Annotated in this window: 26 protein-coding genes and 2 pseudogenes; 27 read left to right on the top strand and 1 reads right to left on the bottom strand. The window is 46.5% G+C overall.

All coding sequences use genetic code 11. From position 1 onward, the window contains the following. Positions 1–36 precede the first annotated feature (36 nt). From SCACP_RS02660 to SCACP_RS02785, 26 genes and pseudogenes are all read left to right on the top strand, one after another. Entirely contained in the window at positions 37–2,460 is a 2,424-nt protein-coding gene (locus SCACP_RS02660) for a heavy metal translocating P-type ATPase (protein WP_425059888.1), read from the top strand. 46 nt (positions 2,461–2,506) lie between these two features. Next, the gene (locus tag SCACP_RS02665) at positions 2,507–2,713 is read left to right on the top strand and encodes a CopZ family metallochaperone (protein ID WP_425059889.1); all 207 of its coding nucleotides are present in this window, start codon (positions 2,507–2,509) and stop codon (positions 2,711–2,713) included. Between the two features lie 172 nt (positions 2,714–2,885). Further along, on the top strand, positions 2,886–3,194 hold the full coding sequence (locus SCACP_RS02670) for a DUF2680 domain-containing protein (protein WP_425059890.1): 309 nt from the start codon (positions 2,886–2,888) through the stop codon (positions 3,192–3,194). A gap of 167 nt (positions 3,195–3,361) precedes the next feature. Next, positions 3,362–4,678: pseudogene (locus tag SCACP_RS02675) on the top strand (efflux RND transporter permease subunit); the annotation flags it as partial. 132 nt (positions 4,679–4,810) lie between these two features. Continuing rightward, entirely contained in the window at positions 4,811–5,038 is a 228-nt protein-coding gene (locus tag SCACP_RS02680; protein WP_425059891.1) for a LemA family protein, read from the top strand. 361 nt (positions 5,039–5,399) lie between these two features. After that, positions 5,400–6,098: a response regulator transcription factor gene (locus tag SCACP_RS02685; RefSeq protein WP_425059892.1), complete on the top strand. Its 699-nt coding sequence runs from the start codon at positions 5,400–5,402 to the stop codon at positions 6,096–6,098. Next, complete coding sequence (locus tag SCACP_RS02690; RefSeq protein ID WP_425059893.1) at positions 6,091–6,318, top strand: hypothetical protein; 228 nt, start codon at positions 6,091–6,093, stop codon at positions 6,316–6,318. The genes SCACP_RS02685 and SCACP_RS02690 overlap by 8 nt, the downstream gene beginning before the upstream one ends. Before the next feature lie 133 nt (positions 6,319–6,451). Beyond that, on the top strand, positions 6,452–6,631 hold the full coding sequence (locus SCACP_RS02695; RefSeq protein WP_425059894.1) for a hypothetical protein: 180 nt from the start codon (positions 6,452–6,454) through the stop codon (positions 6,629–6,631). Between the two features lie 247 nt (positions 6,632–6,878). Further along, positions 6,879–7,496 (top strand): class I SAM-dependent methyltransferase, encoded by a 618-nt coding sequence (locus SCACP_RS02700; protein WP_425059895.1) that lies wholly within the window; start codon positions 6,879–6,881, stop codon positions 7,494–7,496. A 50-nt stretch (positions 7,497–7,546) separates the two neighbouring features. Further along, positions 7,547–7,684 carry a hypothetical protein gene (locus tag SCACP_RS02705; protein WP_425059896.1) on the top strand — a complete coding sequence of 46 codons (138 nt, stop codon included), beginning with the start codon at positions 7,547–7,549 and terminating at the stop codon, positions 7,682–7,684. A 244-nt stretch (positions 7,685–7,928) separates the two neighbouring features. Then, positions 7,929–8,603, top strand: coding sequence for a hypothetical protein (locus SCACP_RS02710; protein WP_425059897.1), 675 nt, complete (start codon positions 7,929–7,931; stop codon positions 8,601–8,603). 277 nt (positions 8,604–8,880) lie between these two features. After that, complete coding sequence (locus tag SCACP_RS02715; RefSeq protein WP_425059898.1) at positions 8,881–9,063, top strand: hypothetical protein; 183 nt, start codon at positions 8,881–8,883, stop codon at positions 9,061–9,063. 201 nt (positions 9,064–9,264) lie between these two features. Continuing rightward, positions 9,265–9,405, top strand: a complete 141-nt coding sequence (locus tag SCACP_RS02720; protein WP_425059899.1) for a hypothetical protein — start codon at positions 9,265–9,267, stop codon at positions 9,403–9,405. Between the two features lie 463 nt (positions 9,406–9,868). Further along, positions 9,869–10,282 (top strand): SoxR reducing system RseC family protein, encoded by a 414-nt coding sequence (locus SCACP_RS02725; RefSeq protein ID WP_425059900.1) that lies wholly within the window; start codon positions 9,869–9,871, stop codon positions 10,280–10,282. Between the two features lie 211 nt (positions 10,283–10,493). Beyond that, entirely contained in the window at positions 10,494–11,189 is a 696-nt protein-coding gene (locus SCACP_RS02730) for a response regulator (RefSeq protein WP_425059901.1), read from the top strand. Next, complete coding sequence (locus SCACP_RS02735) at positions 11,182–11,574, top strand: hypothetical protein (RefSeq protein WP_425059902.1); 393 nt, start codon at positions 11,182–11,184, stop codon at positions 11,572–11,574. Before SCACP_RS02730 ends, SCACP_RS02735 begins: the two co-directional genes overlap by 8 nt. Then, a complete protein-coding gene (locus SCACP_RS02740; RefSeq protein WP_425059903.1) occupies positions 11,568–12,029 on the top strand; it encodes a sensor histidine kinase in 462 nt (153 codons plus the stop codon). The genes SCACP_RS02735 and SCACP_RS02740 overlap by 7 nt, the downstream gene beginning before the upstream one ends. Before the next feature lie 492 nt (positions 12,030–12,521). Continuing rightward, a pseudogene (locus SCACP_RS02745) lies at positions 12,522–13,735 on the top strand (IS3 family transposase). Between the two features lie 205 nt (positions 13,736–13,940). After that, the gene (locus SCACP_RS02750; protein ID WP_425059904.1) at positions 13,941–14,555 is read left to right on the top strand and encodes an ABC transporter ATP-binding protein; all 615 of its coding nucleotides are present in this window, start codon (positions 13,941–13,943) and stop codon (positions 14,553–14,555) included. Then, on the top strand, positions 14,530–15,207 hold the full coding sequence (locus tag SCACP_RS02755; protein ID WP_425059905.1) for a heme exporter protein CcmB: 678 nt from the start codon (positions 14,530–14,532) through the stop codon (positions 15,205–15,207). The genes SCACP_RS02750 and SCACP_RS02755 overlap by 26 nt, the downstream gene beginning before the upstream one ends. Positions 15,208–15,215: 8 nt before the next feature. Beyond that, positions 15,216–15,875: a cytochrome c biogenesis protein gene (locus SCACP_RS02760; protein ID WP_425059906.1), complete on the top strand. Its 660-nt coding sequence runs from the start codon at positions 15,216–15,218 to the stop codon at positions 15,873–15,875. Further along, the gene (locus tag SCACP_RS02765; protein ID WP_425059907.1) at positions 15,872–16,243 is read left to right on the top strand and encodes a cytochrome c maturation protein CcmE; all 372 of its coding nucleotides are present in this window, start codon (positions 15,872–15,874) and stop codon (positions 16,241–16,243) included. Before SCACP_RS02760 ends, SCACP_RS02765 begins: the two co-directional genes overlap by 4 nt. Next, positions 16,240–18,462 carry a cytochrome c biogenesis protein CcsA gene (gene ccsA / locus SCACP_RS02770; RefSeq protein WP_425059908.1) on the top strand — a complete coding sequence of 741 codons (2,223 nt, stop codon included), beginning with the start codon at positions 16,240–16,242 and terminating at the stop codon, positions 18,460–18,462. The genes SCACP_RS02765 and ccsA overlap by 4 nt, the downstream gene beginning before the upstream one ends. Positions 18,463–18,484: 22 nt before the next feature. Further along, positions 18,485–18,958 carry a cytochrome c3 family protein gene (locus SCACP_RS02775; RefSeq protein ID WP_425059909.1) on the top strand — a complete coding sequence of 158 codons (474 nt, stop codon included), beginning with the start codon at positions 18,485–18,487 and terminating at the stop codon, positions 18,956–18,958. Further along, the gene (locus SCACP_RS02780; RefSeq protein WP_425059910.1) at positions 18,951–20,234 is read left to right on the top strand and encodes an ammonia-forming cytochrome c nitrite reductase subunit c552; all 1,284 of its coding nucleotides are present in this window, start codon (positions 18,951–18,953) and stop codon (positions 20,232–20,234) included. The genes SCACP_RS02775 and SCACP_RS02780 overlap by 8 nt, the downstream gene beginning before the upstream one ends. Positions 20,235–20,438: 204 nt before the next feature. Next, positions 20,439–21,827: an ISLre2 family transposase gene (locus SCACP_RS02785; RefSeq protein WP_425059090.1), complete on the top strand. Its 1,389-nt coding sequence runs from the start codon at positions 20,439–20,441 to the stop codon at positions 21,825–21,827. Between the two features lie 316 nt (positions 21,828–22,143). Here SCACP_RS02785 and SCACP_RS02790 read toward each other — a convergent pair whose 3' ends face one another. Then, on the bottom strand, positions 22,144–22,350 hold the full coding sequence (locus SCACP_RS02790; protein WP_425059911.1) for a hypothetical protein: 207 nt from the start codon (positions 22,348–22,350) through the stop codon (positions 22,144–22,146). 396 nt (positions 22,351–22,746) lie between these two features. Here SCACP_RS02790 and SCACP_RS02795 point away from each other — a divergent pair, with 396 nt between their 5' ends. Next, the gene (locus SCACP_RS02795; protein WP_425059912.1) at positions 22,747–24,678 is read left to right on the top strand and encodes a DEAD/DEAH box helicase; all 1,932 of its coding nucleotides are present in this window, start codon (positions 22,747–22,749) and stop codon (positions 24,676–24,678) included. Positions 24,679–24,688 lie beyond the last annotated feature (10 nt).

The following is a 24,688-nucleotide window of genomic DNA, read 5'->3' on the forward strand; positions in this document are numbered from 1 at the left end:
AGCAAGTGTACTACAAAAAGTGAAGGGGTGAAAAGTATGACCAAGTCAAACAGAACATCTGTAGAAACTACGTTTTTTAAAGTAGGCGGCATGACATGTGCCGCTTGTGCAAGCAGGGTTGAACGCGGGCTCACAAAACTAAAAGGAGTAGAAAAGGCTGCCGTTAATCTTGCCACCGAGAAGGCTACTGTAACGTACGATCCGAAACAAGTCGGCCTTAGCGAGATAGCGCAAAAAATAGAGAACTTAGGCTATCAGGTTATCAAGGATAGAATAGACTTGAAGATTACCGGCATGACCTGCGCGGCTTGCTCGGGGCGCGTGGAAAGAGGCTTGAATAAACTGCCTGGTGTAGCCAATGCCGTTGTCAACCTGGCGGTCGAGAAGGCTACAATAGAGTATTATCCGGGCGTAATCAGCATTAACGATATTAAGGCTAAAATTGAGAACCTTGGGTATGGGGTTCATGACCTAACAGATACTAATGAGGTAGACAAAGAAAAGAAGGCCCGCGAAGCGGAAGTAAGCAGACAGCGCTTTCGCCTGCTGCTGGCTACCATATTTTCCTTGCCGCTGCTGCTGGCCATGGCCATGCATATGCTGGGGGTGATGGGCAGGGCCACCGAATTACTGATGAACCCCTATCTCCAATTGGTATTGGCCACTCCTGTTCAGTTTATTGCTGGCTGGCAGTTTTACCGGGGGGCTTATCTGGCGCTTAGGAACGGCAGCGCGAACATGGATGTTCTTGTCGCGCTTGGAACGTCTGCCGCTTATTTCTATAGTATCGCTAACGTACTTCGCCATGCACCTGACTTGTATTTTGAAACATCGGCTATTTTAATCACGCTAATTATATTGGGTAAGCTTCTCGAGGCCACCGCCAAGGGGCGAACATCTGAAGCCATTAAGGCCCTCATGGGACTGCAGGCCAAGACGGCCAGAGTGTTTCGCGGCGGGCAGGAAATCGATATTCCGGTCGAATCGGTCATGGTTGGGGATATCGTGGTAGTGCGTCCCGGAGAAAAAATTCCGGTCGACGGCGTTATTGTCGAAGGGACATCAACAGTGGATGAGTCCATGCTTACCGGCGAAAGCTTACCTGTTGACAAGAAGGCAGGGGACCAAGTAGTTGGTGCAACTATCAATAAACTCGGGACATTTAAGTTTAGAGCAACGAAGGTTGGTAAAGATACCGCCTTGGCACAGATTGTACGCATTGTCGAAGAAGCGCAAGGGTCAAAAGCACCAATTCAACGCTTTGCCGATGTGGTCTCAGGCTATTTTGTGCCGGCCGTTGTTGGACTTTCGATTCTAACTTTCGCGGCTTGGTTCTTTATTTTCGACCCTGGCAATTTTTCCAGAGCATTGGTTAATTTTACTGCCGTCTTAGTTATCGCTTGTCCGTGTGCACTGGGGCTGGCAACGCCGACCTCGATTATGGTGGGGACGGGCAAGGGCGCAGAGAACGGTATCTTAATAAAAGGTGCTGAGCATTTAGAGAATGCGCATAGATTGACAACTATTGTTCTAGATAAAACAGGTACAATTACCAAAGGCGAACCTGAAGTTACCGATATCGTGCCGCTTGCCGGACTTGCCGAAACTGAAATATTGCCAATGGCTGTCAGTGCAGAGAAAAACTCGGAACATCCCTTGGCCCAGGCCATCGTTAAGTATGGTCAAAAGCAAGGCATACCGATTAAAGACCCGGATTCATTTACTGCCATTCCGGGGCATGGGGTTGAGGTTACTATTGAAGGCAAACGAATCTTAGTGGGTACTCGCAAACTAATGAAGGAAAACAATATTGAGTTTGAATCATTTGTTCCTCGAATTGAAGCGTTGGAGCTGCAGGGCAAAACAGTCATGCTGTTTGCCTTAGAAAACAAGCTTAGCGGTCTATTCGCAGTGGCAGATACCGTGAAAGAGAATTCTGCTCAAGCTGTAGACGAGCTGCAAAAAATGGGTATAGAGGTATGGATGATAACAGGGGACAATACCCGCACCGCTCAAGCCATCGCCCAAACGGTTGGAATAGACAATGTTATGGCCGAGGTTCTGCCGGAAAACAAAGCCGACAAGGTTGCTGCTCTTAAAAAAGAAGGCAAGGTTGTAGCCATGGTGGGAGACGGCATAAATGATGCTCCGGCGCTGGCTACCGCCGATGTGGGTTTTGCCATCGGCACAGGTACCGATGTTGCCATCGAGGCGGCAGATATTACCCTTATGCGGGGTGACCTGGCCGGGATTGTGGCCGCCATCCGTTTAAGTAAGGCAACCATGCGGAACATTAAGCAGAATTTATTTTGGGCGCTTGTCTATAATTCGCTTGGTATTCCGGTTGCGGCGATGGGGTACTTATCACCGGTCTTAGCAGGAGCGGCTATGGCCTTTAGCTCTGTTTCGGTAGTAACCAACGCCCTTAGACTGAAACGGTTTAACCCTTATAGAGACTGATGTGGGTAGTGCTCATGCTGAGTCATTTATGAGGGGAGGTGACGTTGTGAGTCAAGAAAAGGAAACAATATTAAAAATCGAAGGTATGTCCTGCGGTCATTGCAAAATGGCTGTCGAAAAAGCACTCCAGACTGTTCCGGGAGTGGTAAGCGCCAGTGTTGACCTGGCAAAGAAAGAAGCGCTTGTAACCGGTACTGCTAACCGGGAAGCGCTTGTAAAGGCTGTAGAAGACGCTGGCTTTGACGTGGTTTAATTACAAATATGCTACCAATACGCAGAAGCTGTATAGAAGCTTCTGCGTATTTGGTTTATATAGAGTCAGGCTTTTGCAGTGTAAAATCGCACAAGTTCTTCAAGATACCTTCACAGGTTCTTCATAAAGGCCTGCTATAATAAAGATAAATCCAAACAAGGAGGAATACAAAATGAAAAAAGGTTTACTTATAGGTCTAGCAGCCTCACTGGTTATTACGCTGGGAGCCACCTTGGCTTTCGCCGAATCGCCTGCACCGGGTATGATGGATATAGGGCAAATGAACGAAATGCACAAAAAAATGGTGGAGCAGCATATAAAAGATGGTGTATTGACGCCCGAACAAGCCCAAGCCATGGATGAGCATATGGCTAACATGGGTTCCATGATGAATGATATGATGGGCGGCAACGGTGGCATGATGGGTGGTAATGCCAGTTGTCACTCCGATCAACAAAGTACTACCATTCCTCAACAATAACCGACATTTCGCAAACAGCCCTCTGATTGCTGGAGGGCTGCTTGTTTTTGATCGAAAACCACAACTTTTTTACAGTGTATTCATGAATTAGTAGAACAATAGCTTGATAGCGGTGACAGGCATATTTTTCATGCAATGCTTTTGTTTAATTCAACACATTCACATAGCGCATGGGCGAAAACACGCTGAACGTGATCGATCAGGTGAAGGCCAAGATCGCTGAGATCCAACCATCTTTACCGGAAGGCATGAGGATTGTACCCTTCTACAACCAAACCGATCTAGTGAAAAAAGCGGTCAATACGCTGACACGGGTGTTGATTGAAGAATTCATTTTAGTATCGATCATTGTCGTTGCCTTTTTAGGCAATGTACGGTCCAACTGATTGTTACTAGCGCCATCCCCATTGGTATCTTGATCGCGTTGATTGCCAGAAACAGATTCATCTGTCGGCCAACTTGATGCCACTTGGCGGGATTGCCATCGGCATGGGCGTCATGACCGACGTGGCCATTGTTATGGTGGAAAATATCTTCCGGCATTTGGCCGAAGACCGCGGCCGGCCTAACATTGCCGACGTGACGCTGGAAGCGGCTAAAGAAGTGGCCTCGCCGATCTTCTTTTCCATCACGATTATCATTGTTACCTTCCTGCCGGTATTTACCATGACTGGCACCGAAGGCAAGCTATATACACCGATGGGCTGGGCCAAAACCTTCGCCATGAGCGGCTCGCTGCTGCTGGCTTTCACTCTGGTGCCAATGTTGTGTACCTTGCTGCTCGGAGGCAAAATTCAAGAAAAAGACACATGGATTGTCGCCAAGTTGCATCAATGGTATGTACCTACTTTGAAATCAGTATTAAAGTACAGTAAAGTTACGATTATTATCGCTGTAGTGGTAATGATTGCCGGATTCTCGCTGTTACCACTCATTGGCACCACCTTCATGCCGGCCTTGGATGAAGGGACATTCCTGGTGATGCCGACCATGCTGCCCAGTGTGTCACTTACGGAAGCGCTGGAATCAGCCAAAACCATGGATAAAGTGATGAACATTCCGTTCTCCTTAGTGGGCGGCATTGTGGCCATGTATGCTACCGGCACCTATCTGACGGTAGCGGCGGCTGTCGGCTTCATCGCTCTGTTTGGGATTGCGGTGCAAAACGGGGCATCATGGTGACCTATATTAAACACTTGTGAGACCACCGGTCGTTGGAAAGAGCCATTATTGAAGGCGCGTTCACCCTTTTGCGGCCGGTTATGATTACCGCGCTGGTCGCCAGTTTGGGCTTGTTCCCGTTACTCTTTGCCACCGGCACCGGTGCCGAGGTGCAGCGGACGATGGCTACGGTAGTCGTTGGCGGTTTGGTTACCTCCACTGTACTGACCCTGATCGTTCTGCCGTGCATCTATTTGGTCTGGAACCAGTGGCGCGAGCGAGAGAACCCGCCGGTATCCGGCAACACACAAACTATTGAGTAAACGCACCCCAAACATAAAAATAGCAGAACCCTTAAAATTTATTCACTGCTTCTTCAAAAGTTCTTCACAATTATAGTGTATACTGAAGGCATAAAATAAGTTCAAGCAACCCAGCTTTGGTCAGCTACTTATATGATACAGAGGCTGTTAGCAAGAATACTTCAGGGAGGAATCAGTACGAATAAGACGGTGTGGATTGTAGCTATTGCCCGTAAGGATTATAATGAGAGCGTTCAAGCCTATAACACTTCCATTCGCTCACTGCCAACCAGCATCATTGCCGGCCCGATGGGGTTTGGCCCCAAAGAGTATTTTAAATCCGATGAGGGTGCAAAACAGGTGCCGCAGGTTAAGTTTTAGTCACAAGGTGGCATTGAAAGAAAAAATGGCCCGGCAATTGCCGGGCCTGTATATTGAGTGCTAGTATCTGCCATAGTACGGTCGGTGCATCCGGTTTGACCCTCAGGTGGTGGACGCGTTTATGAAAAGTACATATGGTCTTAGTTAGGCGTAACGGGTAGGGCGGCAATGGCCGCCCTTTGTTGATTTTCTGGTTAGCAAAATTCAAATTACATAAGTTTTTCATAGATTCTTCAAAAGTTCTTCATATTAAATATGTATACTGATGTTTACCAGGGTAAACTTGGGCAATTACTAAACAATATTTTACATTACAATAATATGAGCCATAAGGATAACAGAGTGAACGAGGAGGCATACAATGGTACAAAATTCAGTGTTACTAGTGGATGACGATGCCAAACTGGTAAAGTTGTTAAAGATATATTTTGAGAAGGATGGGTTTATCGCCTATACTGCGGCTGATGGCATTGATGCGTTAATGGCTGTGCGTGAACACAAACCTGATATTATGGTGCTTGACTTGATGATGCCTGGCCTTGACGGTTGGGAAGTATGCCGGCGGTTGCGTAAAGATAATGATATTCCGATTATTATGCTTACCGCCCGCGATGAAGAAAGCGATCGGTTGGTCGGCTTGGAGCTTGGTGCCGACGACTATGTCACTAAACCATTCAGTTCCAAAGAGGTGGTGGCTCGTGCCAAGGTTATATTGCGGCGTACCAATAGGTCTGTTTTACGCAAAGAGGCGATAAAGATTGGCGGCTTGACGATTGACATGGATTCGTATCAGGTAAGCCGGGACGGCGAAGCGGTAGACCTAACACCCACCGAATTTAAGATAGTAGAACTGCTGGCAACAAACCCGGGAAAGGTATATAGCCGCCTTCAAATCGCCGAACAAGTACATGGTTACACGTTCGAAGGATATGAACGGACTATCGATGCCCATATTAAGAACTTGCGGCGCAAGTTGGAAGCCAACCCGAAAGAACCGGTATATATTCAGACCGTCTATGGGCTGGGCTATAAATTAGCCGGGGTAGCGAAGGATGAATAGTATTGTCTACCGGATTACCGGCCTTATGTTTCTGTTTGTAGCCTTTACTGTGGTATTATTGATTTATCCGGCCGATTATCAAATGAACCAATTGTTTCGGGAATATTTGCTGCTCATGGGGCGCGGCGGCATGATGCACCATATGGGACAAGCTGAATTGACATTTTTAGCCTCTGTCCATAGGTCGCTAAACTGGGTCGGGCCATACTCATTGTGTTAGGGCTTTTGGCAAGCTATTCTTTAGCTAGCTAATTCATAACTTATTCACATTTTTATGGTAATATTTTTATAAGTAAATGGTGGAGGCTTACCTAAGCCCTACATATCATTTCAATTAAAAGGAGCGTGATAGTATGAATAAGACGGTATCTAAGCTGGTAATGGGTTTAATGCTGGGAGCATTTGTAGCGACATCCGGGATGGTTTCACCGATTGTGCTCGCTGAGCAAACCGATACCCAGCAAAATGAGCAGCAAGTACCGCCGCCAGCCGATAGCAATAATCAGTCAAACGAGCATAGCGGTCACCACTAAATCCTAGTTATCAGTAAAATGAGAACACATTAGACACACGAACCTTTTTGCCACAAAATAAAGGGTTTCGTTTTTGTATATTCTTTCTAAGAGAATATTCATTAGATATTCATATTGATTTGTTGCAATATATGTAGGCGGATGGGAATTTCCGGCCAAGCTCAACTATGTGTCAATATGGGAGAAGGATAAAATATCCACAAGAGATTAGTTGATTTGCTGTAGGTGTTCTTAGGGGGTATGTAAGTTGGCTGAACCATTTAATCGTGAAACCGATACTATCCGTAGAAGGTATAACCGGACTGCTTTATTTTACGACTGGATGGATAAAATGATTCCAATTAAGCTTCGCCGCAAAGCCGTTGAGCAAGCTACAGGCAAGGTATTAGAGGTAGGGGTAGGCACAGGCGCCAATCTAGAATTTTATTTGCCTGGATGCCAAGTGACAGGGATAGATTTTAGTCCAGGCATGTTACAGAAAGCCAGGCAGAAACTAACAAAAGCCAGGGTGCCTGTTTCTCTTTTGGAGATGGATGCTCAAAACATGATCTTTCCTGATAACTCTTTTGATACTGTAATTGCTACCTGCGTTTTTTGTTCAGTACCTGACCCGATCCAAGGCTTAAAAGAGGTCAAGCGGGTGTGTAAGCCGGGCGGGCGGATTGTTCTTCTTGAGCATGTACGCAGTGAAAACCCGTTCTTAGGATGGGTGATGGATGTTCTTAATCCGGTAGCTTTGCATGTCATCGGTTCGAATATTAACAGGGAAACAGTAAAGAACGTGAATGAGGCAGGCATACATTCGTACTCCATTGAGGAGTATTCAGGGAAGATAATCAAGCTTATTATTGCTTCTCCAGTCTGAATCGGTTTTGGCCAACCTGCCGTCTTATAGATCACAAAGCTTGATTAGCTATGCGGGGCACTGGACAAAATAACAATGAACTTTTGGCACATGAAAACACGGTGAGTATCATTGATAATACAACTGACAAGGTTATCGGCAAGGTTGAGGTCGGGAAAATCCCAAATAGAATTACCTTTAAGCGGTAAAGTAGAAATAGACGGTCAATAAGGATACGAAATAAGAATATATTTTGATGAGATTGCCTGGCACATGATGCTGGGCCTTTTTTACTCCTCAAAGCACTAATCTCAGCATGATGAACGTACTGGATTACTCGCAGCGAAGTGCGGCGCATACTGGTAAAATAACACAAGTTTTTCATAATTCATTCACGAGATGTTCATATTAGCTAGGTATAATATGGATAAAGAAATCAAGGAGGTAATGAAAATGAAAAAGACTTTTATAACCGCATCTTTACTGGTGAGCATGATGGTAGCGGGTGTGGCTTCGGCCAATGAGTTTCTCCCGGAAACAAACAAAATTAAATCAAACATCCAAACAGTAATGGTCAGGCAAGGCAGCACTAAAAACGGTCCTCAATATGCTGTGATCGACCGTAATCCTACGGGATATAACAAACAGGTAGTTGGCGGCCAAACCATTGAGGGTTGGATCAAAGACGGTGTAGCATACACGGCCATTGACGGAGTCACTACCAAGGCTTATCGCATCAATAAGGACCTCGAAACAGTAATGGTCAGGCAAGGCAGCACTAAAAACGGTCCTCAATATGCTGTGATCGACCGCAATCCTACGGGATATAACAAACAGGTAGTTGACGGCCATGCCATTGAGGGCTGGATCAAAGACGGTGTAGCATACACGGCCATTGACGGAGTCACAACTAAGGCTTATCGCATCAATAAGGACCTCGAAACAGTCATGGTGAGACAAGGCAGCACTAAAAACGGTCCTCAATATGTTGTGATCGACCATAATCCTACTGGGTATAACAAACAGGTAGTTGGCGGCCATACCATTGAGGGCTGGATCAAAGACGGTGTAGTTTACACCGCAGTTGACGGAGTTATTGTAAAAAAGGGAACACATTCGGCAGGTTGAAAGTAACATAAGAAATTAGGCCATACTTGATCGGTATGGCCTGAAACCTGGAAATTAATATACAAAAACACCATTTTCTTCATAAATAATTCACATTCTTTTGTTATACTGGAGCCAAAACTCATCATATCGGGAGGTGAATAGGTTGAATATAATTATCGAGCCTGATGCCCGCAATTATATAATGAAAAACAATAAAGATAAGGCCATCACCGTTAAAATTGCCAAACGTCCCGGCAGTGTCTGAAGGGGCGGCTGCGTAGTCCAGCTCCCGTCCGTGCGACTGGGAATTGATCAAGGAAAGGTTCAAAGCTACCAAAAGGTTGTAGTAGATGGTATCGACGTGTACTACATTGACAGTGTGGCAACGAACTTTAAAACGGTTAGAATAAAAATAGAAAAACTGCTGTTTTTTAAAAAGCTGATTGCTGTTAGTGAAAATAGGGGCGGCGCAAGCTGAGTAACAGAATAGGGATTTAATGGAAAAATAAAGAGGCTGCCCTCAGAAGGGAAAGCCTCTTTATAGTATAATACAAGTGGACAGTAAATCACATAAATCCCGCTTTTAATTTCCTCTTTCACGAAATGTTCTGCTCAACTCATAAATTCAGATGGAACCCATATAATAATGGTATATATTGGAACGCGAGGGGTGCTGGATATGAGCATCATGAAAACATCTCTTCAATTAGGTGATATTCAGTGCCGGTCGTGTGAGAAGCGAATTGAGCAGGCACTGCAGCAGGTTGGCGGCGTAGTATACTGCAGTCAGGAATGGCTATCAGCCAAGCGTCCTGTATAAGCAAAAAGGGATACCAGTAAAATGGATCATTGAGGGTAAGGCGATCAACTTCTGCAACAATGAGGTTGTTGTACCTACATTACAAATTAAGAAGAAGCTAACTAAGGGAGAAAACATTATTGAGTTTACTCCTACGGAGGGGGATGTTACCTTTAGTTGCTGGATGGGAATGATACGAGGGGTCATCAAGGTAGTAGATGGCGTGAATCGATAATAGTATATCTGTGGGGAGCAAATTCCCAATGTTATTCAGAGTGATTGGAAGTATCCTGCAAGGGGAGACCTTTGCAGGATATTTTGTGTATTCCTACGAGATTCCACACTACGTGAAGTAGATTAAGCCGCCATGCCCAGTTTTTAGTAAAACTCATAATATCTTCATGCCAAATTCATAAGTAATTCACATTTAATTTGTATAATATAGGTAAATCAATACTAATATTGGAAACGGAGAGTGGGAAGAATGAATAAACAGCAAGAAGGTATTGTTCTGGAAGTAATCGGCATGACAGCCAAGGTTAAAGCTAGCCGGCATAGCGACTGTGAAAACTGTGGCTCATGCCCAGGCAATACAGCCATCGTTGTTGAGGCCTATAATGCGGCTGGGGCCAAACCAGGTCAACGAGTCGCCATTGAGATACGCGAGGTTAATATGCTCAAGGCGGCGTTTGTTGTCTACATGGCGCCACTATTTGCGGCTATCGCCGGTGCGCTAGCGGGAAATTATGCAGCTACTTATATTGGAATAGACAGTTTATTGACATCGATAGTCGGAGGAATTGGCTTTTTTGCAATGGCGGTAGGGTATGTCAAACACATTGACCATGTTACGCGTACTGATGAGCGGATGCGGCCGGTGATTGTGTCTGTGTTATAAAAGAATAACTAAGGATTCCTTAACTTTGGCAATTTTACAAGGATATCGAGCGTATGTGACGAAATATGTAGTGTAATGGCTTCAGCCAACTGCTGGCTCAAATGGCCCAGAGTTAGGGGATGAGTTCAAAAGATTAAAGCATAATTGAGACTGGCGTCGTATCATAGACGCCAGTAATTTTTACTAAAGGATACTACTGGGAGGGAAGAACATGTCACAAAGGTCGGTTTTAATTGTTGATGATGATGTAAAACTGGTAGAGTTGCTGCAATTGTATTTTCAGAAAGATGGGTTTGTAGTATATACTGCGAATGATGGTCTTACTGCTTTGAAAATCGCCCGGGACAAACAACCAGATATCTTGGTGCTTGACTTAATGCTGCCAGGGATGGATGGTTGGGATATCTGCAGGACGCTAAGGCGGGATAGCGAGGTGCCTATTTTAATGCTGACCGCCCGGGACGAAGAGAGTGACAGATTAGTTGGTCTAGAGATTGGCGCCGATGACTATGTGACGAAGCCGTTTAGCCCTAAAGAAGTGGTGGCACGCGTTAAGGCTATTTTGCGCCGGACCAAGGGGACAACTACAACGCCTGTACCGCTTCGAATGGGTGATGTAACCATTGACTTGGAACAATATCAGATAACAAAGGGCGGACAACCTGTTGAGCTCACGCCGACCGAGTTTAAGATACTGGAACTGTTGGCGAAAAATCCAGGCAGGGTATTCAGCCGCTTGCAAATTGTTGAACAGACGCAAGGATATTCTTTTGAAGGCTATGAACGCACCGTTGATGCACATGTCAAGAATCTGCGGCGGAAAATCGAGGATAACCCCAAAGAACCAGTATACATTCAAACCGTGTACGGTGTAGGTTACCGTATGGCAGGTATCCAAAATGAATAGCATTATATATCGGACCACAGGACTCATGTTCCTAGCAGTAGCCATAACCGTATTTTTGCTTATTTATTTAGCTAATTCGCAAATGACTGATTTGTTCCAAGGGTATGTTACGGTCCAGCACATGGAAATGCACCGCAGTATGATGACACACATGGGCTCAGGCGGTCATAGGCAGGCTGTCATCCAAGGCCACCTGGAGGGAATGATTGATGGCATCATTGAGTCTAACCAAAAACAGTTGACCTCCCTCCACGAGGAAGCTGTCCGCTTATCACGGCTCATCAAAGACCTAAAGGATTTGGCGCTTACAGAAGTGCGCCAACTGTCATTAGAGATTAAAGAGGTTGATGTTAATCAGATGGTTGGCAGGCCTTGTACATGCTAAAACCGCTTGCTGACGAGAAAGAAATTATTGTCGAGGAGAACTTGACATCTGGGTTGCCTCAAATTATCGCTGATTCCGACAGAATATGTCAGATATTCTATAACCTTATCACTAACGCTATTCGCTACACATCGACCAGCGGGAAAGTAAGCGTTTCTACTGAGCTAACAAATCTCGCAGAGCAAGACTGGGTAAAGGTCCCAGTCGCCGACAATGGCCCAGGTATCGACTCTGCCGGTCTACCATATATTTTTGACCACTTTTACCGGGGTGATAAATCACGGGATAGGAAAAGTGGGGGTACGGGTCTTGATTTGGCGGCAAAGTACATACTGGGTGAAGGGAGTGCTTTTCATGTCGTGTTACCTGTAAAAGTTCACGAAAAAGTCATAATGTCTTCATCAGTTCTTCACAATGATCATGTATTATATACCTATCAAGACAAAGCGAACTAAATGTAGCGGAGTGATGACAGATGATGTGGATTCTATTTTTTATGAACTTGTTTGTAATTATCTATGTAATCCATTTGATTGCAAAACTGAAGGCACAGGAAGATATAGAGTAGTAATAGCAATCCTGATGGTCAACACCATCAGGTTTATATAAATAAATCATCCCCTCCCCCTGTTTATAGAACCCTAGCCAAGGCTAGGGTTCTCAGACTGTAGACACCAGATTATATCTGGTGTCTTTAACTGTTTTAGTATAGATAAGGCGCCGGAGCAGGTTCTCTTCCTGTCGCGTATATGGACGTAAATGGTTCTGCTTTCTGCTTAAAGAATATCTTTTCAAGGTCTGGCTGAGCACGCCGTGCTTCCGACTTGCCCATACCAATCAATTGCTGGACACCGCTTATATCATCCAGTTCAAAAACCTGTCCTGTCCCCCCTTTGATGGACAGTAGAAACACGTGGTAAACTGAAAATCAAGAGAGGGGATTAAAAATGGCAAAATATTATAGCGCAGAATTTAGGATGGATGCCGTCAAACGAGTTGAAACTACTGGTGCTCCAGTCGCCAGGGTAGCGGCAGAATTGGGAATAAACGAGAACACTCTACACGGATGGTTAAAGCGATATCGGGAAAAATCGGTAGATCCGTTTCCTGGCAGCGGAAAACTGAGTTCTGATGATGCACAATTACGAAAGCTGGAGCGAGAAAACCGTGAACTGCGAGGGGAAATCAAGATTCTAAAAAAGGCGGCAGCTTACTTCGCGAAGAACCAGAAATAAAGAGGTTTGAATTTATCAAAGCTACCCGCAGCAAATACCGGGTGGCGAAGTTATGCAAAGTGTTGGAGGTATCCCGAAGCGGGGTACTATGCATGGGAAAATCGCCCGAAAAGTGCCAGAACAATCGAAAATGAAATCTTAACAGAACAAATCAAAACGATCCACCAAAAGAAGCGCCGTACCTATGGTTGTCGAAAAATGGCACGAGAACTGCACCGCATTGGTAAAAAGGTGAACCACAAGCGCATTGAGCGAATTATGAAACAAGAAGGCATTCACGTCAAAGTAGCTAAAAAATTCAAAGCAACGACCAATTCCAAGCATCATTTACCGGTAGCCGAAAATATTCTAAACCGCGAATTTGTAGCCTCTAAACCTAATCAAAAAATGGTCAGTGATATAACGTATCTATGGACTGACGAAGGTTGGTTATACATAGCTGCCGTTATGGATTTATGCGGTCAAAAAATCGTAGGGTTATCAATGAGTGACCGAATGACGAAAGAACTTGTTATTAACGCTTTGGACAGCGTATGCAAGCGAGTCCGATCACCACGCGGCCTACTCATTCATTCCGACCGTGGCAGTCAGTATTGCTCGAATGAGTATCAAAATCTGCTGAAGCGACATGGATTTATCTGTAGCATGTGGCGAAAAGGGAATTGCTGGGATAATGCGCCCATGGAAGCCTTCTGCGGTAAAATGAAATATGAGTGGTTGAATGAATAGCGTTTTAAAACCCGTGATGAGGCGCGCGCTGCTGTATTTGAATATGTTGAAATATTCGACAACAGGCAGCGACTTCATGCGTCAATAGTTACCTCATTCCAGAGGAATATTACACTGTCAAGCTGGCCAAAATTGAAGCTACCGTCTATTATGTAAAACTACTATTGCGCCTATACTCTATGCGGTATCAAAATTAGAGGGCTGCCTGTTTGGGTAGCCCTCTAATTTCATGTAACGATGCTAATTTTCCATAAACCTGGCGTGTTAAGCGGGTTATCATAACGTTCCCAAGAGGTAAATACGCCGGGAAGCATTACTCTGTCAAGCTTGTCGTGTTATGATTTTCAATGATATGAAATAAATGGTATAATATTATAAATATTCTTTATGTTGGAGATATAAATGTATATCAGAATTGTAATAGACAATATTGGTAAAAGCTTTGGTGAAAGACTACTGTTTTCAAATATCAGTGCCGAAGTTGCTAGTAGGCAGTGTTTGGCAGTAACAGGATGTAACGGTTCTGGTAAATCTACGCTGCTTAAAATCATTGCAGGACTTGTTCGGCCAAGCACTGGTCGGATCGGGTTTACTTTGGACAACACCTTTAGCCCAAAAGAGCGAATCAATTATACTGGTTTTGTATCACCTGATGTGGCGATGTATGCGGCGCTTACCGGAATCGAGAATATTATCTTCTGGACAAAGGTGCGGGGTGTGGCCTGTTCCAAGTCTGAGTCTGAAAAGTTATGCTGCCAGGTAGGGTTAGGCAGGGCTGGGGGTGACCCGGTATCCACCTATTCCACAGGTATGAGGCAACGGCTGAAACTGGCGGTTATAAAAGCTATGAATCCGCCTGTGTGGCTTTTGGACGAGCCTTCCTCCAACTTGGACGTCAGTGGGAGAACCATTGTAAAAGAATTGATTGCCGACGCAGTCGGACAGAATGCCTGCGTTATACTTGCTACCAACGAAGTTGAGGAGGCTTTGTATGCCAACAGTAAAATTGAGCTTTAGCAGCGCAGTATGGGCAGTCTTGGTCAAGGATACGGTATGTGAATCCAGAACAAGGTACGCTGTAGGTATATTGGTTATGTTTGGGTTAACATCGCTGTCAAGTGTTAGCATGGCCGTTGCCGGAGCGGCATTGTCTCCGGAGTTTGCCGCAGCACTTCTATGGGTGGTATTGTTTTTCTGTGCTATGGCCGGTTTGGCCAGGGTATTTGTGCAAGAGCATGAGACTGGAACTCTACTGGGACTTAGGCTGTATGCACCAGGGCAGGCAGTGTTTTATGGCAAGCTGTTATTTAACCAGATACTTTTAGCCGGTTTGTCCTGTTTGATCGTACCTTTATTTATCGTTTTCCTCAACGTAAATATTAATGAGTGGGTTTTGTTTACCCTGATTTTGGCTCTGGGGGATGCCGGAATAGCCGCGGTTTCTACATTAACAGCTGCCATGGTAATATATGCACAGGCCAAGCAGGCTATTTTTACGGTATTGACATTTCCCGTGTTTTTACCTCAGTTTCTGAGTGCTATCTACGCTACTGCCAAGGTTTTGTCAGGTAGCGCTCCAGCAATGGAGGAACTGGTATTTATGTTTGGCTATGATGCTGCCGTTGTAGCAGCAGGAGTACTTCTGTTTGACTATCTTTGGCAAGAGTAGGAGGACGTATGAATCGTAAAGTGATCGCAGTAGTAATCGCCATATGGATTGCGGGTGTAATGTATGCCGTATTTAATCTGGTACCGCCAGTAGAAGGACTGGGGAATCTTGTTCGGTTGGCGTTTTTCCACATTCCGGTAGCATGGGTGTCGGTACTGGCATTCTTGGTGTCGGCCGTGACAGCAGGGCAATATTTAAGGACACGACAACTCAAGTATGATTGGGTAAGTGCAAGTTCTGCCAAACTAGGTCTTCTTTTTTGCCTGCTGGCAACCGTGAGCGGCGCCGTATTTGCCAAGCTAACCTGGGGAGCTTACTGGAACTGGGATCCTCGCCAGACAACAATTTTTATACTGTTTTTACTATATGGCGCGTATTTGGCACTCCGCAGCGCTATTGAGGAAGAGGAGCGGCGGGCCGCCGTTGCCGCTGTTTACGCGCTCTTAGCGTTTTTGACTGTACCGTTTCTGGTCTTTATTATTCCGCGCATGTATTTTTCTCTTCATCCCGAACCTGTGCTTAATAGCGTCGGTAAGATAGACATGGAGCCGGTGATGCTTTATGTGCTGCTGGCTGCTTTGGCCGGGTGTACAGCGTTGTTCGGTTTACTTCTATCAAGCAGTGTTGCCGGCAAGACCATTCCGTCTGGAAAGGGGATGGACGAATGAAAAAAAGTCGAATGCTGTGTCTAGTCGTTGTTGCCGGGTTTATTGCGTATAACATCTTTATATATCAGAGTTCATTGACACCCTATGTTACATTTGCTCAGGCTAGGAGCGCAAAAAGCGCCGTCCAGGTAAAGGGGACGCTGGCCACACCTATAATTGCTCAAACGGAGGATCGTCAGGCGATTGTATTTGCACTGCGCGATGAAGCAGGCGAGGAAGTAACCGTGATATACCGTGGCGCCAAGCCTGACGGACTGGAACAGGCCACTGGTATAGTTGCAGTAGGTAAATATACCAGTGGGCAGTTTTTGGCAGACAAGCTGCTTGTAAAATGCCCGTCCAAATATCAGGGGAGCGTGAATAAATGATTGGTTATGCGGGTGTAGCTTTGGCGTTAGCTATTTCCATTGTCGCCGCTGGCTGTTATTTTTTGTTATCTAACCGAAAAAGCGTCGGCGAAGGAGGAAGGCTGGCGGGTACTGCGCAAGTTTTATATGTTTTGTCGGCCGGATTTATTGGGATTGCAGCTATGCATCTATTCTATTTGATTTTGGGAGATAGATTTGAGTATGCCTATGTGTTTGGCTATTCCTCTCGTGATTTACCGTTGGTCTATAAGCTGTCTGCCTTTTGGGCCGGGCAAGAAGGTTCATTTTTACTCTGGCTGGTTTTTCATGCCATATTCGGTTTAGTTTTACTACGCAAACTAGCCGCATCACATGGCGTCATGACAGTGTATTGTCTGATTCAAGCGACGCTGCTAATCATTCTTCTGGTTAAGAGCCCGTTTATGATGCTGGCTGAGCCGCGCTCGGACGGTGCTGGGCTAAACCTTCTATTACAAGATCCTTGGATGGTCATTCATCCTCCTGTTGTCTTTTTGGGTTATGCCGCTTTGGCTGTTCCGTTTGCCTATGCCCTTGACGGTCTTATGACAGGCTGCCACAAGGATTGGATGGATAAGGCTATCCCCTGGACGCTGCTGGCCCTGTCAACTTTAGGCGCTGGTATGTTCATCGGTGGTTTTTGGGCGTATAAGGTATTAGGCTGGGGTGGCTATTGGGCGTGGGATCCGGTTGAAAACTCTTCGCTGGTGCCGTGGTTGGCTGCCGGCGCATCGGCTCATCTGTTGGAAATGACCAGAATACGCGCTGGTGCCATTCGGATGGCATATGTGGGAGTGATCGGCAGTTTCCTCTTAGTGTTATATGGTACTTTTCTTACTCGCAGTGGTATATTGAGCGACTTTTCCACTCATTCGTTTGCCGATGAGGGCCTTGGTGGTTTATTGGGTTTTACCGTGCTTGTTGCAACAACTGTTTCGTTTGTACTGTATATTATAAAGTTGCCCGATATGCCGTCGGGCGAACTGTATCCCGGAATTGCCAGCCGGGAGTTCGTGTTGGCGTTAACCGCCTTAATGCTGGCGTTTTTCGGGTTACTGGTATTTGTCGGCATGTCAACGCCGCTGGTTACCATGGCGTTGGGTAGCGCCAAGAGTGTTAGCGGGGGATTTTACAATAATGCTGCTTTGCCACTGGCCGTGGCCATGGGAGCTGCTTTAACGATAGGGCCGCTAGTTAAATGGAGAGGTGCTGACGTCGGTAGTCTGCGACATTACTGGTGGCTGGCGCTGTCTTCGGCATTGGGTCTGGCGCTGGCAGTTTGGCTTGCCGTGCTGCATCAGTGGCTTATTACCATTGCCGTATGTCTGGCGACAGCAGCGGCTGCGGCTCATGTTCATGCCGCTTTGGGCCAGAGGATGTCTAAGGCAATTGTTTGTAGTCACCTAGGTGTGGCTGTCATGCTCATCGGTATCATGGCATCAGGAGCAGGAAGTCAATTGACTATGGCGAGCTTTATCCAGGGTCAGTCACAGGAAATTTTCGGCGATCAGGTTATGTACACTGGAACAGAGGTAGATCCGTCCGGCAAGGCAGTGTACAATACCTTTTTGGTTGGGACTGAAAAAACGACAGTGCAATCGCTGACTAAATTGAATAAAGAAGGTGAGCCGGCTGCCAGAGAGCCTGGCATTTATCGTCGGCTACTCTTTGACCTTTATATATCCCCAGTAGTAAAAACAGATGGGGATGCAGGGCCTGAGGTAACGCTTGCAAAAGGGGAAACGTTAGTGCAGGGTGATGTGCGTTTGGAGTTTGTTAAGTTCAACATGGCTGGAATGGACGGAACAAGTCCGGGGCGGGTAGAGGCCTTGATTAAAGTGGTTGCCGGCAGTAAGTCTCAAGAGGTAAGGCCCGAACTGATTAATAAGAACGGTCGAATTATCGGTTCTACTGTTAAGGCTTTGGACCGGTACGAAATACATATTGCAGGCATTAAGCCCGGCGAGGGTAAGGTTATAATTAAATTTAAAGATACTCAAGCGGGCAAATCGGCTGGGGTAGAACGGCTCGATGCAGAAGTCAGCCGAAAACCACTCATCAATTTGGTCTGGCTGGGAGCCTTCTTGATTACGGTTGGGACAGGCTGGGCCGGAATCAACAAGCTGGCAGACCATGCCCGGATACTGGAAAAGGGGCAAAGTCCTGGCGGCGGGACTTCCTATAAAGCTCAAATAAAATGACATTAAAAGGGGAGGGGATGTTTTGGATACTGGTCAATTCTTTAACCGCAATGCTTTGAAGATTGCGCTGGCAGTCTTGGCGCTTGCGGCGGTGGGAATACTGGCAGGCGGTGCAGGGTACGCGTATGCTGACAGTCCGCAATTCTGCGGCTCGTGTCACTCTATGGCCGAAAGCGCTGCCAGTTGGCAGGCGTCGAATCACAAACAGTTTAGCTGTACTGATTGCCACTTGCCGCACCAGAATTTAGCGATTAAGCTAATCGTTAAAGCTAAGACCGGTATGAATGACACTTACCACGAGGTGCTTAGGGATTACCCTGCGACAATGGTGATCTCGACCCAAGGCAAGGCGATTGTAAACGACAACTGCCTGCGCTGTCATAAGTCTTTGGTAGAAAACACGGCTATGGCAGCAGGCGGTCAGGACTGCATGAAATGTCATCGCGGCGTGGTGCATGGCACGAACAAAAGCAAAGGAGGGATAAAGGTTGAGTAAATCGCAAAAATCTTTAATTGCTTTGCTAGCAGTCCTTTTGCTATTCTTTGGGTTTGTTGTCATCCGCATTGGGGTTGCTAAACCTGCCACTACTGTTAAAGCCGCTAAAATTCCGGCAGGGGAGTATGACCCGGCGGCCTGGGGACAATACTATCCGCTACAGTACGCTAGTTACAAAAAGATGGCAGAAGAGTCGCCATCACCAACAGGCTATGGCGGCAGTGTTAAAGTGCAAAAATCCGAAATGCAGCCGGAAATTCTCATGTTGTTTAAAGGGATGCCGTTCAGCCGGGACTATAGTGAAGACCGTGGTCACGTATACGCACTAGAAGATTTGCGTGAATCCAAGCGGATAGGCCCTGCTAGTAAAGGCGCTTGTATAACCTGTAAGACGCCTTATGTGGAACAGGCATACAAAGAGATGGGCTGGGATTATGCTAATAAACCGCTCAGTGAAATGATGGATAAGTCCAAGCAGCCTGTTGCCTGTGCGAATTGCCATGATCCGGCAACAATGAATCTGCGCGTCATTAATCCAGCCTTTATAGAGGCTCAGGCCCGGCGCGGCATCGACGTCACCAAGGCTTCGCGGGAAGACATGCGAAGCTATGTTTGTGCTCAATGTCATGCTGAATATTATTTTGCGCCGGGTACAAACAAGGTAGTATTTCCGTGGGACAAAGGTTTAAAGCCAGCTGAAATGTACGCTTACTACAGCGAAAAACCAAACGGCTTTGTCCAAGATTGGCAACATCCAGACTCCAAAGCTAACATGCTTAAAGCGCAGCATCCTGATTATGAGCTGTTTTCCACAGGCACACACGGCAAAGCGGGGGTGTCTTGTGCTGACTGCCATATGCCGTATATGAGAAAAGATGGGCAAAAGTATACTTCTCATTGGGTTACAAGTCCGCTTAAGACCCTAGATGCGTCTTGCTCGCCCTGTCACAACCAAGGCTCAGCTTGGCTGGCGGATCGGGTAAAGACTATCCAGGACGAGACGTTTGAATTGCAGCACATGGCAGGGCAAAATATTGTCAGGGCGCATGCGGCCATTAAAGCGGCAGCCGCACGGCCTGATGTCGATGAGTCCAATCTTGCTCAAGCGCGTGAACTCGTGCGAAAAGCGCAGTGGTATTGGGATCTCATAGCTGCTGAGAACAGCATGGGATTCCACAATCCGTCCCAAGCGTTAAATACGTTGGGTCAAGCCAACGAACTCGCTCACCAAGCCATCGAAATCGCCAACAGAGCAGCTGGAGTCAAGTTGTTTTAAGTAAAGAGAAAGCCGCAGCAAATTGAAGTGCCCCTTATACAAGATGAAAGCAAAAATAAAAACCTCTTATGGTAGTCTGAATAGAACCCCAAATGTTAGTGTAAAATTATTGTAGGAATTTTTGATGACAAAATAGAAGAAGACAGCACCGTCCCTAGCCCGGACGAGTAACCAAAAATTGATTACTCAGAGGTGTTGTCTTCTATGGAAATTATTCGTGTTCTCATGCCAATATTCCTTTCTATCGTCGAAATGGTTTTAAATAGTTTATCAGGAAAAATGGGTTTTGAGGAATTTCAGCGGAAATTAGCTGATAAACTTCATGAAGTAGGCCGTGAAATCACCAAGCAGGTTTTAGAGGAACTGGATCAACAGATAAAAAACGATAAAAGGAAACGATCTGGGTGGCAGGTTTGCCGGACTGGAGACAGTAAGGAAATCGTCACCTGCTTTGGCGCCGTAAGCTACAAAAGGACATACTACCGCCATAAAGAAACGGGGGAATATGCCTACCTGGTTGACAAGCAAGTGGGCTATACAAACCATATGCGGGTAGATAATAACGTGAAAGCAAAGCTTGTGGCAGGCGCGGGAGAACTGGCTTACCGAAAAAGCGCGCAGAAGGTAGCGCAAGAATGCGGAGGCGTAACCGTAAGCGGTCAAACGGTTTTGCGCGCGGTGCGTGAATTTGAACAACCCATAAACCCAAAACCAGACGAGCGCAAACGCGTGAAAACCCTGTATATTGAAGCCGATGAAGACCACGTAGCCAGTCAACACGGGCGTGCTATGGAAGTGCGGTTAGTATATATTCATGAAGGTTGGCAGCAAGAAGAAAAGCGTCGTAGTTTGATTAACCCAATCTACCTAAGCAGCGTAGATGAAGATGCCGATACGTTCTGGGAACGGGTGTGGGAAACCGTAGATGCGCGTTATGACATCGATCAAATAGAAACAGTGAACATCCTGGGAGACGGAGCAGCGTGGATCAAAAGTGCAATCCAAGTATTTCCGAAAGCGAAATTTATTTTGGACCGGTTTCATTTGATGAAATATATTCGCCGGGCAGTAGGTGGCAATCATGAGCAAGGCAAGGCCTTGAGGGGAGCGCTCAGGTTTGGGAACCGTGAAAAGGCACAAGAAATCATAAAGGAACTGTTAGCTGCGGCGGCCACAGAGAGTCGGAAACAGGCCATATTAGAGGCGTGGAGATATATCCAAAACAATTGGGAAGCAATGACCGAACTATACCGAAAGAAAGAAGTAAAGTGCAGTGCGGAAGGACATGTCAGCCATGTACTGTCGGCGCGACTGAGCAGCCGGCCCATGGGCTGGAGCCGTGAGGGTGCCAAGCATATGGCCAATATACGCGTATGCCAGGCAAATGGGCAAGAAGTAGCCGAGGAATACCTAAACCAACAACGCATACGTTCGCAAGCATTGCCGGTATTGACGGTTGCCAAAGAAACCATAGAAAAACAGAGGAATAGCCTAAAAGCAGCTCGTGAGGTATTGGACAATATTCCGGTATTAAAAGGGCCAAAAAGCTTTTTGTATGAGGCGCTGCAGGGACTCTCTTTGGCTCTTGCATAAAAATTATGTTAACTCGTCCAAGGACGATGTCTTTTTCAAAAAAAAATTCCTACAGTGTCTTGACACGATCACCCCAAATTAGGAAGATGAAAGAAAAAACCTCCTGTGGTAGAATAAAAGTAACTACCACGGGAGGTTTTGCCATGGCCGGAAAAAGGGAATGAAGCATTATCGCCGCGTTGCACTGTGGTGTGAGCAGTATCGCAAGGAAGGGCGACTTGGGCCGAAGTCCAAAATCAAAGGACGGCCAAGGAAAAACGCACGAACACCTCAGCAACAGATGGAGTACGAGATTGACGATATGTGGCCTTAGGCGTTATGGTTCAGTTCTATTAACTAAGTCCGCAGTCGGATTAACAGAAGGTGTGGTATTATTTCCTTCAATATATTCTGCGGCTGAATGCAAGGCATCTTTATCTTTGGGAAGTTTGGAGTCTCTAAGTGATAATGGCTCTGGATTATTAGGGCCGTATCCTATCGAAGCATTTGCTTGCTGTTCCTGTTTTTCAATGGAATTTTCCAATGGAATCACCTCCTCTTTGTAGGTTTTCCAAGCAGAATTATTTTATGATTGCTGTCAGTAAAATAAAGCGGTTACATTTTGCCACCGGGGTAATTTCAATTTACACAGTAATTTTATAGAACAGCCCCTGCCCCGCATCTTAACAATGCGTACCAAGGCGGGGATTTTTTTCGGTTTTTGTGGAAAAATGTTTAAACAGCAAATTATATAAAAATGGGAAGGAATTGTCAGAAGAAAACTCGAAGATAGTTTTGGTTATTTCGTTGAACGTAACCCGGAAGGGATAAAACACTAATACAATTGGCATTTACCAGCGCCCGCGTAAACTTGAAACGCCTATTTGCGCTTGTTAAGTGAGACGTGTCTGCATTTTTACGTTTATAGGGTGAACTTTGGATGAAATTGGAAGATATTAAGAATAATGCTGCTATATCAGGCATAGAACCCGGCCAAGTCGTGCGTATCATTACCACCGAGCCGGTAGGCGACAATGCCATTACCGTGTATTATAAAACAGCCGATGGCCGAGTACTGGAACGGATGCTGTTCCGTACCGACGAGGCCAGTTTATCGCTAGCGGAGGCTGGGCGTCCGTGGGCCTTCGATGCTTCCGGCGCCGATTTCAAGCTAGTGACTGAGGCTTATCGTATTAACCTAGCCCATCTATTCGACCCTATGACGGCCATTCATACCTCAAACGTTGAGCCGCTGCCTCATCAGATTACAGCCGTCTATGAATCCATGTTGCCCCGGCAGCCGCTGCGGTTTGTGCTGGCTGACGATCCTGGCGCCGGCAAAACTGTCATGGCTGGACTGTTCATTCGGGAACTCTTAATGCGGGCCGACGCCAAACGGGTGCTTATCGTTGCCCCTGGCAGCCTTGTGGAACAGTGGCAAGATGAAATGTATGAAAAATTTGGACTTAATTTTACCATATTTTCCCGGGAGCAGATCGATCAGCTGCGAAGCGGTAATCCCTTTGAGGACATTGACCTCCTGGTGGCGCGGGTCGATCAGCTTTCACGCAGCGAAGACCTGCACGAAAAGTTGCGGCTTTCCCGCTGGGACCTGGTAGTAGTCGATGAAGCGCATAAATTGTCAGCTAGCTACTCCGGCAAAAAAATCAGCAAGACCAAACGCTACCAGTTAGGTGAACTACTTGGCTCCATTACCCGTCACTTCCTCCTTATGACGGCTACCCCGCACAATGGCAAAGAGGAGGACTTCCAGCTGTTTTTGTCCCTCCTCGATTCAGACCGTTTTTACGGCAAGTTCAGAGACGGAGCCCACAAAGTCGATGTAAGCGACCTGATGCGCCGCATGATCAAAGAAGACCTGCGGAAATTCGACGGCACGCCGCTCTTTCCGGAACGGCGGGCCTATACGGTAAACTATAGGCTGTCTGACGCCGAAGCAGCGCTGTACTACTCTGTAACCGAATACGTCAAAGAAGAAATGAATAAAGCCGATCGGTTGGAGGACGGCAACCGCAAAGGCACCGTCGGTTTTGCCTTGACTGCATTGCAGCGGCGTCTGGCATCAAGCCCGGAAGCCATTTATCAGTCATTGAAACGACGCAGGCAAAAACTGTCGCGTCGGGTGGAAGAGGAAAAACTACGTCAGCGCGGCCAGATACTGGCTGAAACCCTTGGAACGTACCACGGGAATATTTGGGATGCGGCCGACGGTCTAAACCCGAATGATTACGAAGTGTTTGAAGAAGAAGTTGTCGACCAGGCCACGGCGGCCCAGACAGTCCAGGAGTTGGAAAAGGAAATCCTCATCCTTAAAGAACTGGAGGAACAAGCGCGCCAAGTAGTGCATTCCGATCAAGACCGCAAGTGGGACGAACTGTCTAGCCTGCTGCAAAATACGCCTGAGATGCGTGACAGCGCTGGGCGGCAACGAAAACTCATCATCTTTACCGAACATAAAGATACATTAAACTACTTGACCGTAAAAATCCGTGGTTTACTTGGAAGTGAGGAAGCTGTCGCCGTCATCCATGGCGGTGTTGCCCGGGAAGAGCGGCGGAAAGTGCAGGAAATGTTCCGCAATGACCCTGGGCTGCGGGTGCTGATCGCTACCGACGCCGCCGGTGAAGGTGTGAACCTGCAAAACGCCAACCTTATGGTGAACTATGACCTTCCCTGGAACCCCAATCGCCTGGAACAGCGATTTGGCCGGATTCACCGTATCGGCCAGACAGAAGTCTGTCATCTCTGGAATATGGTGGCTGCCCAGACCCGCGAAGGCGATGTCTTCCGGCGCCTGCTCGAAAAGCTTGAGAACGAGCGCCAAGCGCTAGGTGGACGGGGCGTGCCATAAACGCCGGCTG

Source organism: Sporomusaceae bacterium ACPt (assembly GCA_041428575.1).
GTDB lineage: Bacteria > Bacillota > Negativicutes > Sporomusales > Sporomusaceae > Sporomusa_D > Sporomusa_D carbonis.

What these genes read in the sequence shown, in the direction of transcription:
- SCACP_RS02660 (WP_425059888.1), top strand. Translation starts at nt 37, where the DNA reads ATGACCAAGTCAAACAGAACATCTGTAGAAACTACGTTTTTTAAAGTA.
- SCACP_RS02670 (WP_425059890.1), top strand. Translation starts at nt 2,886, where the DNA reads ATGAAAAAAGGTTTACTTATAGGTCTAGCAGCCTCACTGGTTATTACG.
- SCACP_RS02680 (WP_425059891.1), top strand. Translation starts at nt 4,811, where the DNA reads ATGATACAGAGGCTGTTAGCAAGAATACTTCAGGGAGGAATCAGTACG.
- SCACP_RS02685 (WP_425059892.1), top strand. Translation starts at nt 5,400, where the DNA reads ATGGTACAAAATTCAGTGTTACTAGTGGATGACGATGCCAAACTGGTA.
- SCACP_RS02690 (WP_425059893.1), top strand. Translation starts at nt 6,091, where the DNA reads ATGAATAGTATTGTCTACCGGATTACCGGCCTTATGTTTCTGTTTGTA.
- SCACP_RS02695 (WP_425059894.1), top strand. Translation starts at nt 6,452, where the DNA reads ATGAATAAGACGGTATCTAAGCTGGTAATGGGTTTAATGCTGGGAGCA.
- SCACP_RS02705 (WP_425059896.1), top strand. Translation starts at nt 7,547, where the DNA reads ATGCGGGGCACTGGACAAAATAACAATGAACTTTTGGCACATGAAAAC.
- SCACP_RS02710 (WP_425059897.1), top strand. Translation starts at nt 7,929, where the DNA reads ATGAAAAAGACTTTTATAACCGCATCTTTACTGGTGAGCATGATGGTA.
- SCACP_RS02720 (WP_425059899.1), top strand. Translation starts at nt 9,265, where the DNA reads ATGAGCATCATGAAAACATCTCTTCAATTAGGTGATATTCAGTGCCGG.
- SCACP_RS02725 (WP_425059900.1), top strand. Translation starts at nt 9,869, where the DNA reads ATGAATAAACAGCAAGAAGGTATTGTTCTGGAAGTAATCGGCATGACA.
- SCACP_RS02730 (WP_425059901.1), top strand. Translation starts at nt 10,494, where the DNA reads ATGTCACAAAGGTCGGTTTTAATTGTTGATGATGATGTAAAACTGGTA.
- SCACP_RS02735 (WP_425059902.1), top strand. Translation starts at nt 11,182, where the DNA reads ATGAATAGCATTATATATCGGACCACAGGACTCATGTTCCTAGCAGTA.
- SCACP_RS02740 (WP_425059903.1), top strand. Translation starts at nt 11,568, where the DNA reads ATGCTAAAACCGCTTGCTGACGAGAAAGAAATTATTGTCGAGGAGAAC.
- SCACP_RS02750 (WP_425059904.1), top strand. Translation starts at nt 13,941, where the DNA reads ATGTATATCAGAATTGTAATAGACAATATTGGTAAAAGCTTTGGTGAA.
- SCACP_RS02755 (WP_425059905.1), top strand. Translation starts at nt 14,530, where the DNA reads ATGCCAACAGTAAAATTGAGCTTTAGCAGCGCAGTATGGGCAGTCTTG.
- SCACP_RS02760 (WP_425059906.1), top strand. Translation starts at nt 15,216, where the DNA reads ATGAATCGTAAAGTGATCGCAGTAGTAATCGCCATATGGATTGCGGGT.
- SCACP_RS02765 (WP_425059907.1), top strand. Translation starts at nt 15,872, where the DNA reads ATGAAAAAAAGTCGAATGCTGTGTCTAGTCGTTGTTGCCGGGTTTATT.
- ccsA (WP_425059908.1), top strand. Translation starts at nt 16,240, where the DNA reads ATGATTGGTTATGCGGGTGTAGCTTTGGCGTTAGCTATTTCCATTGTC.
- SCACP_RS02785 (WP_425059090.1), top strand. Translation starts at nt 20,439, where the DNA reads ATGGAAATTATTCGTGTTCTCATGCCAATATTCCTTTCTATCGTCGAA.
- SCACP_RS02795 (WP_425059912.1), top strand. Translation starts at nt 22,747, where the DNA reads ATGAAATTGGAAGATATTAAGAATAATGCTGCTATATCAGGCATAGAA.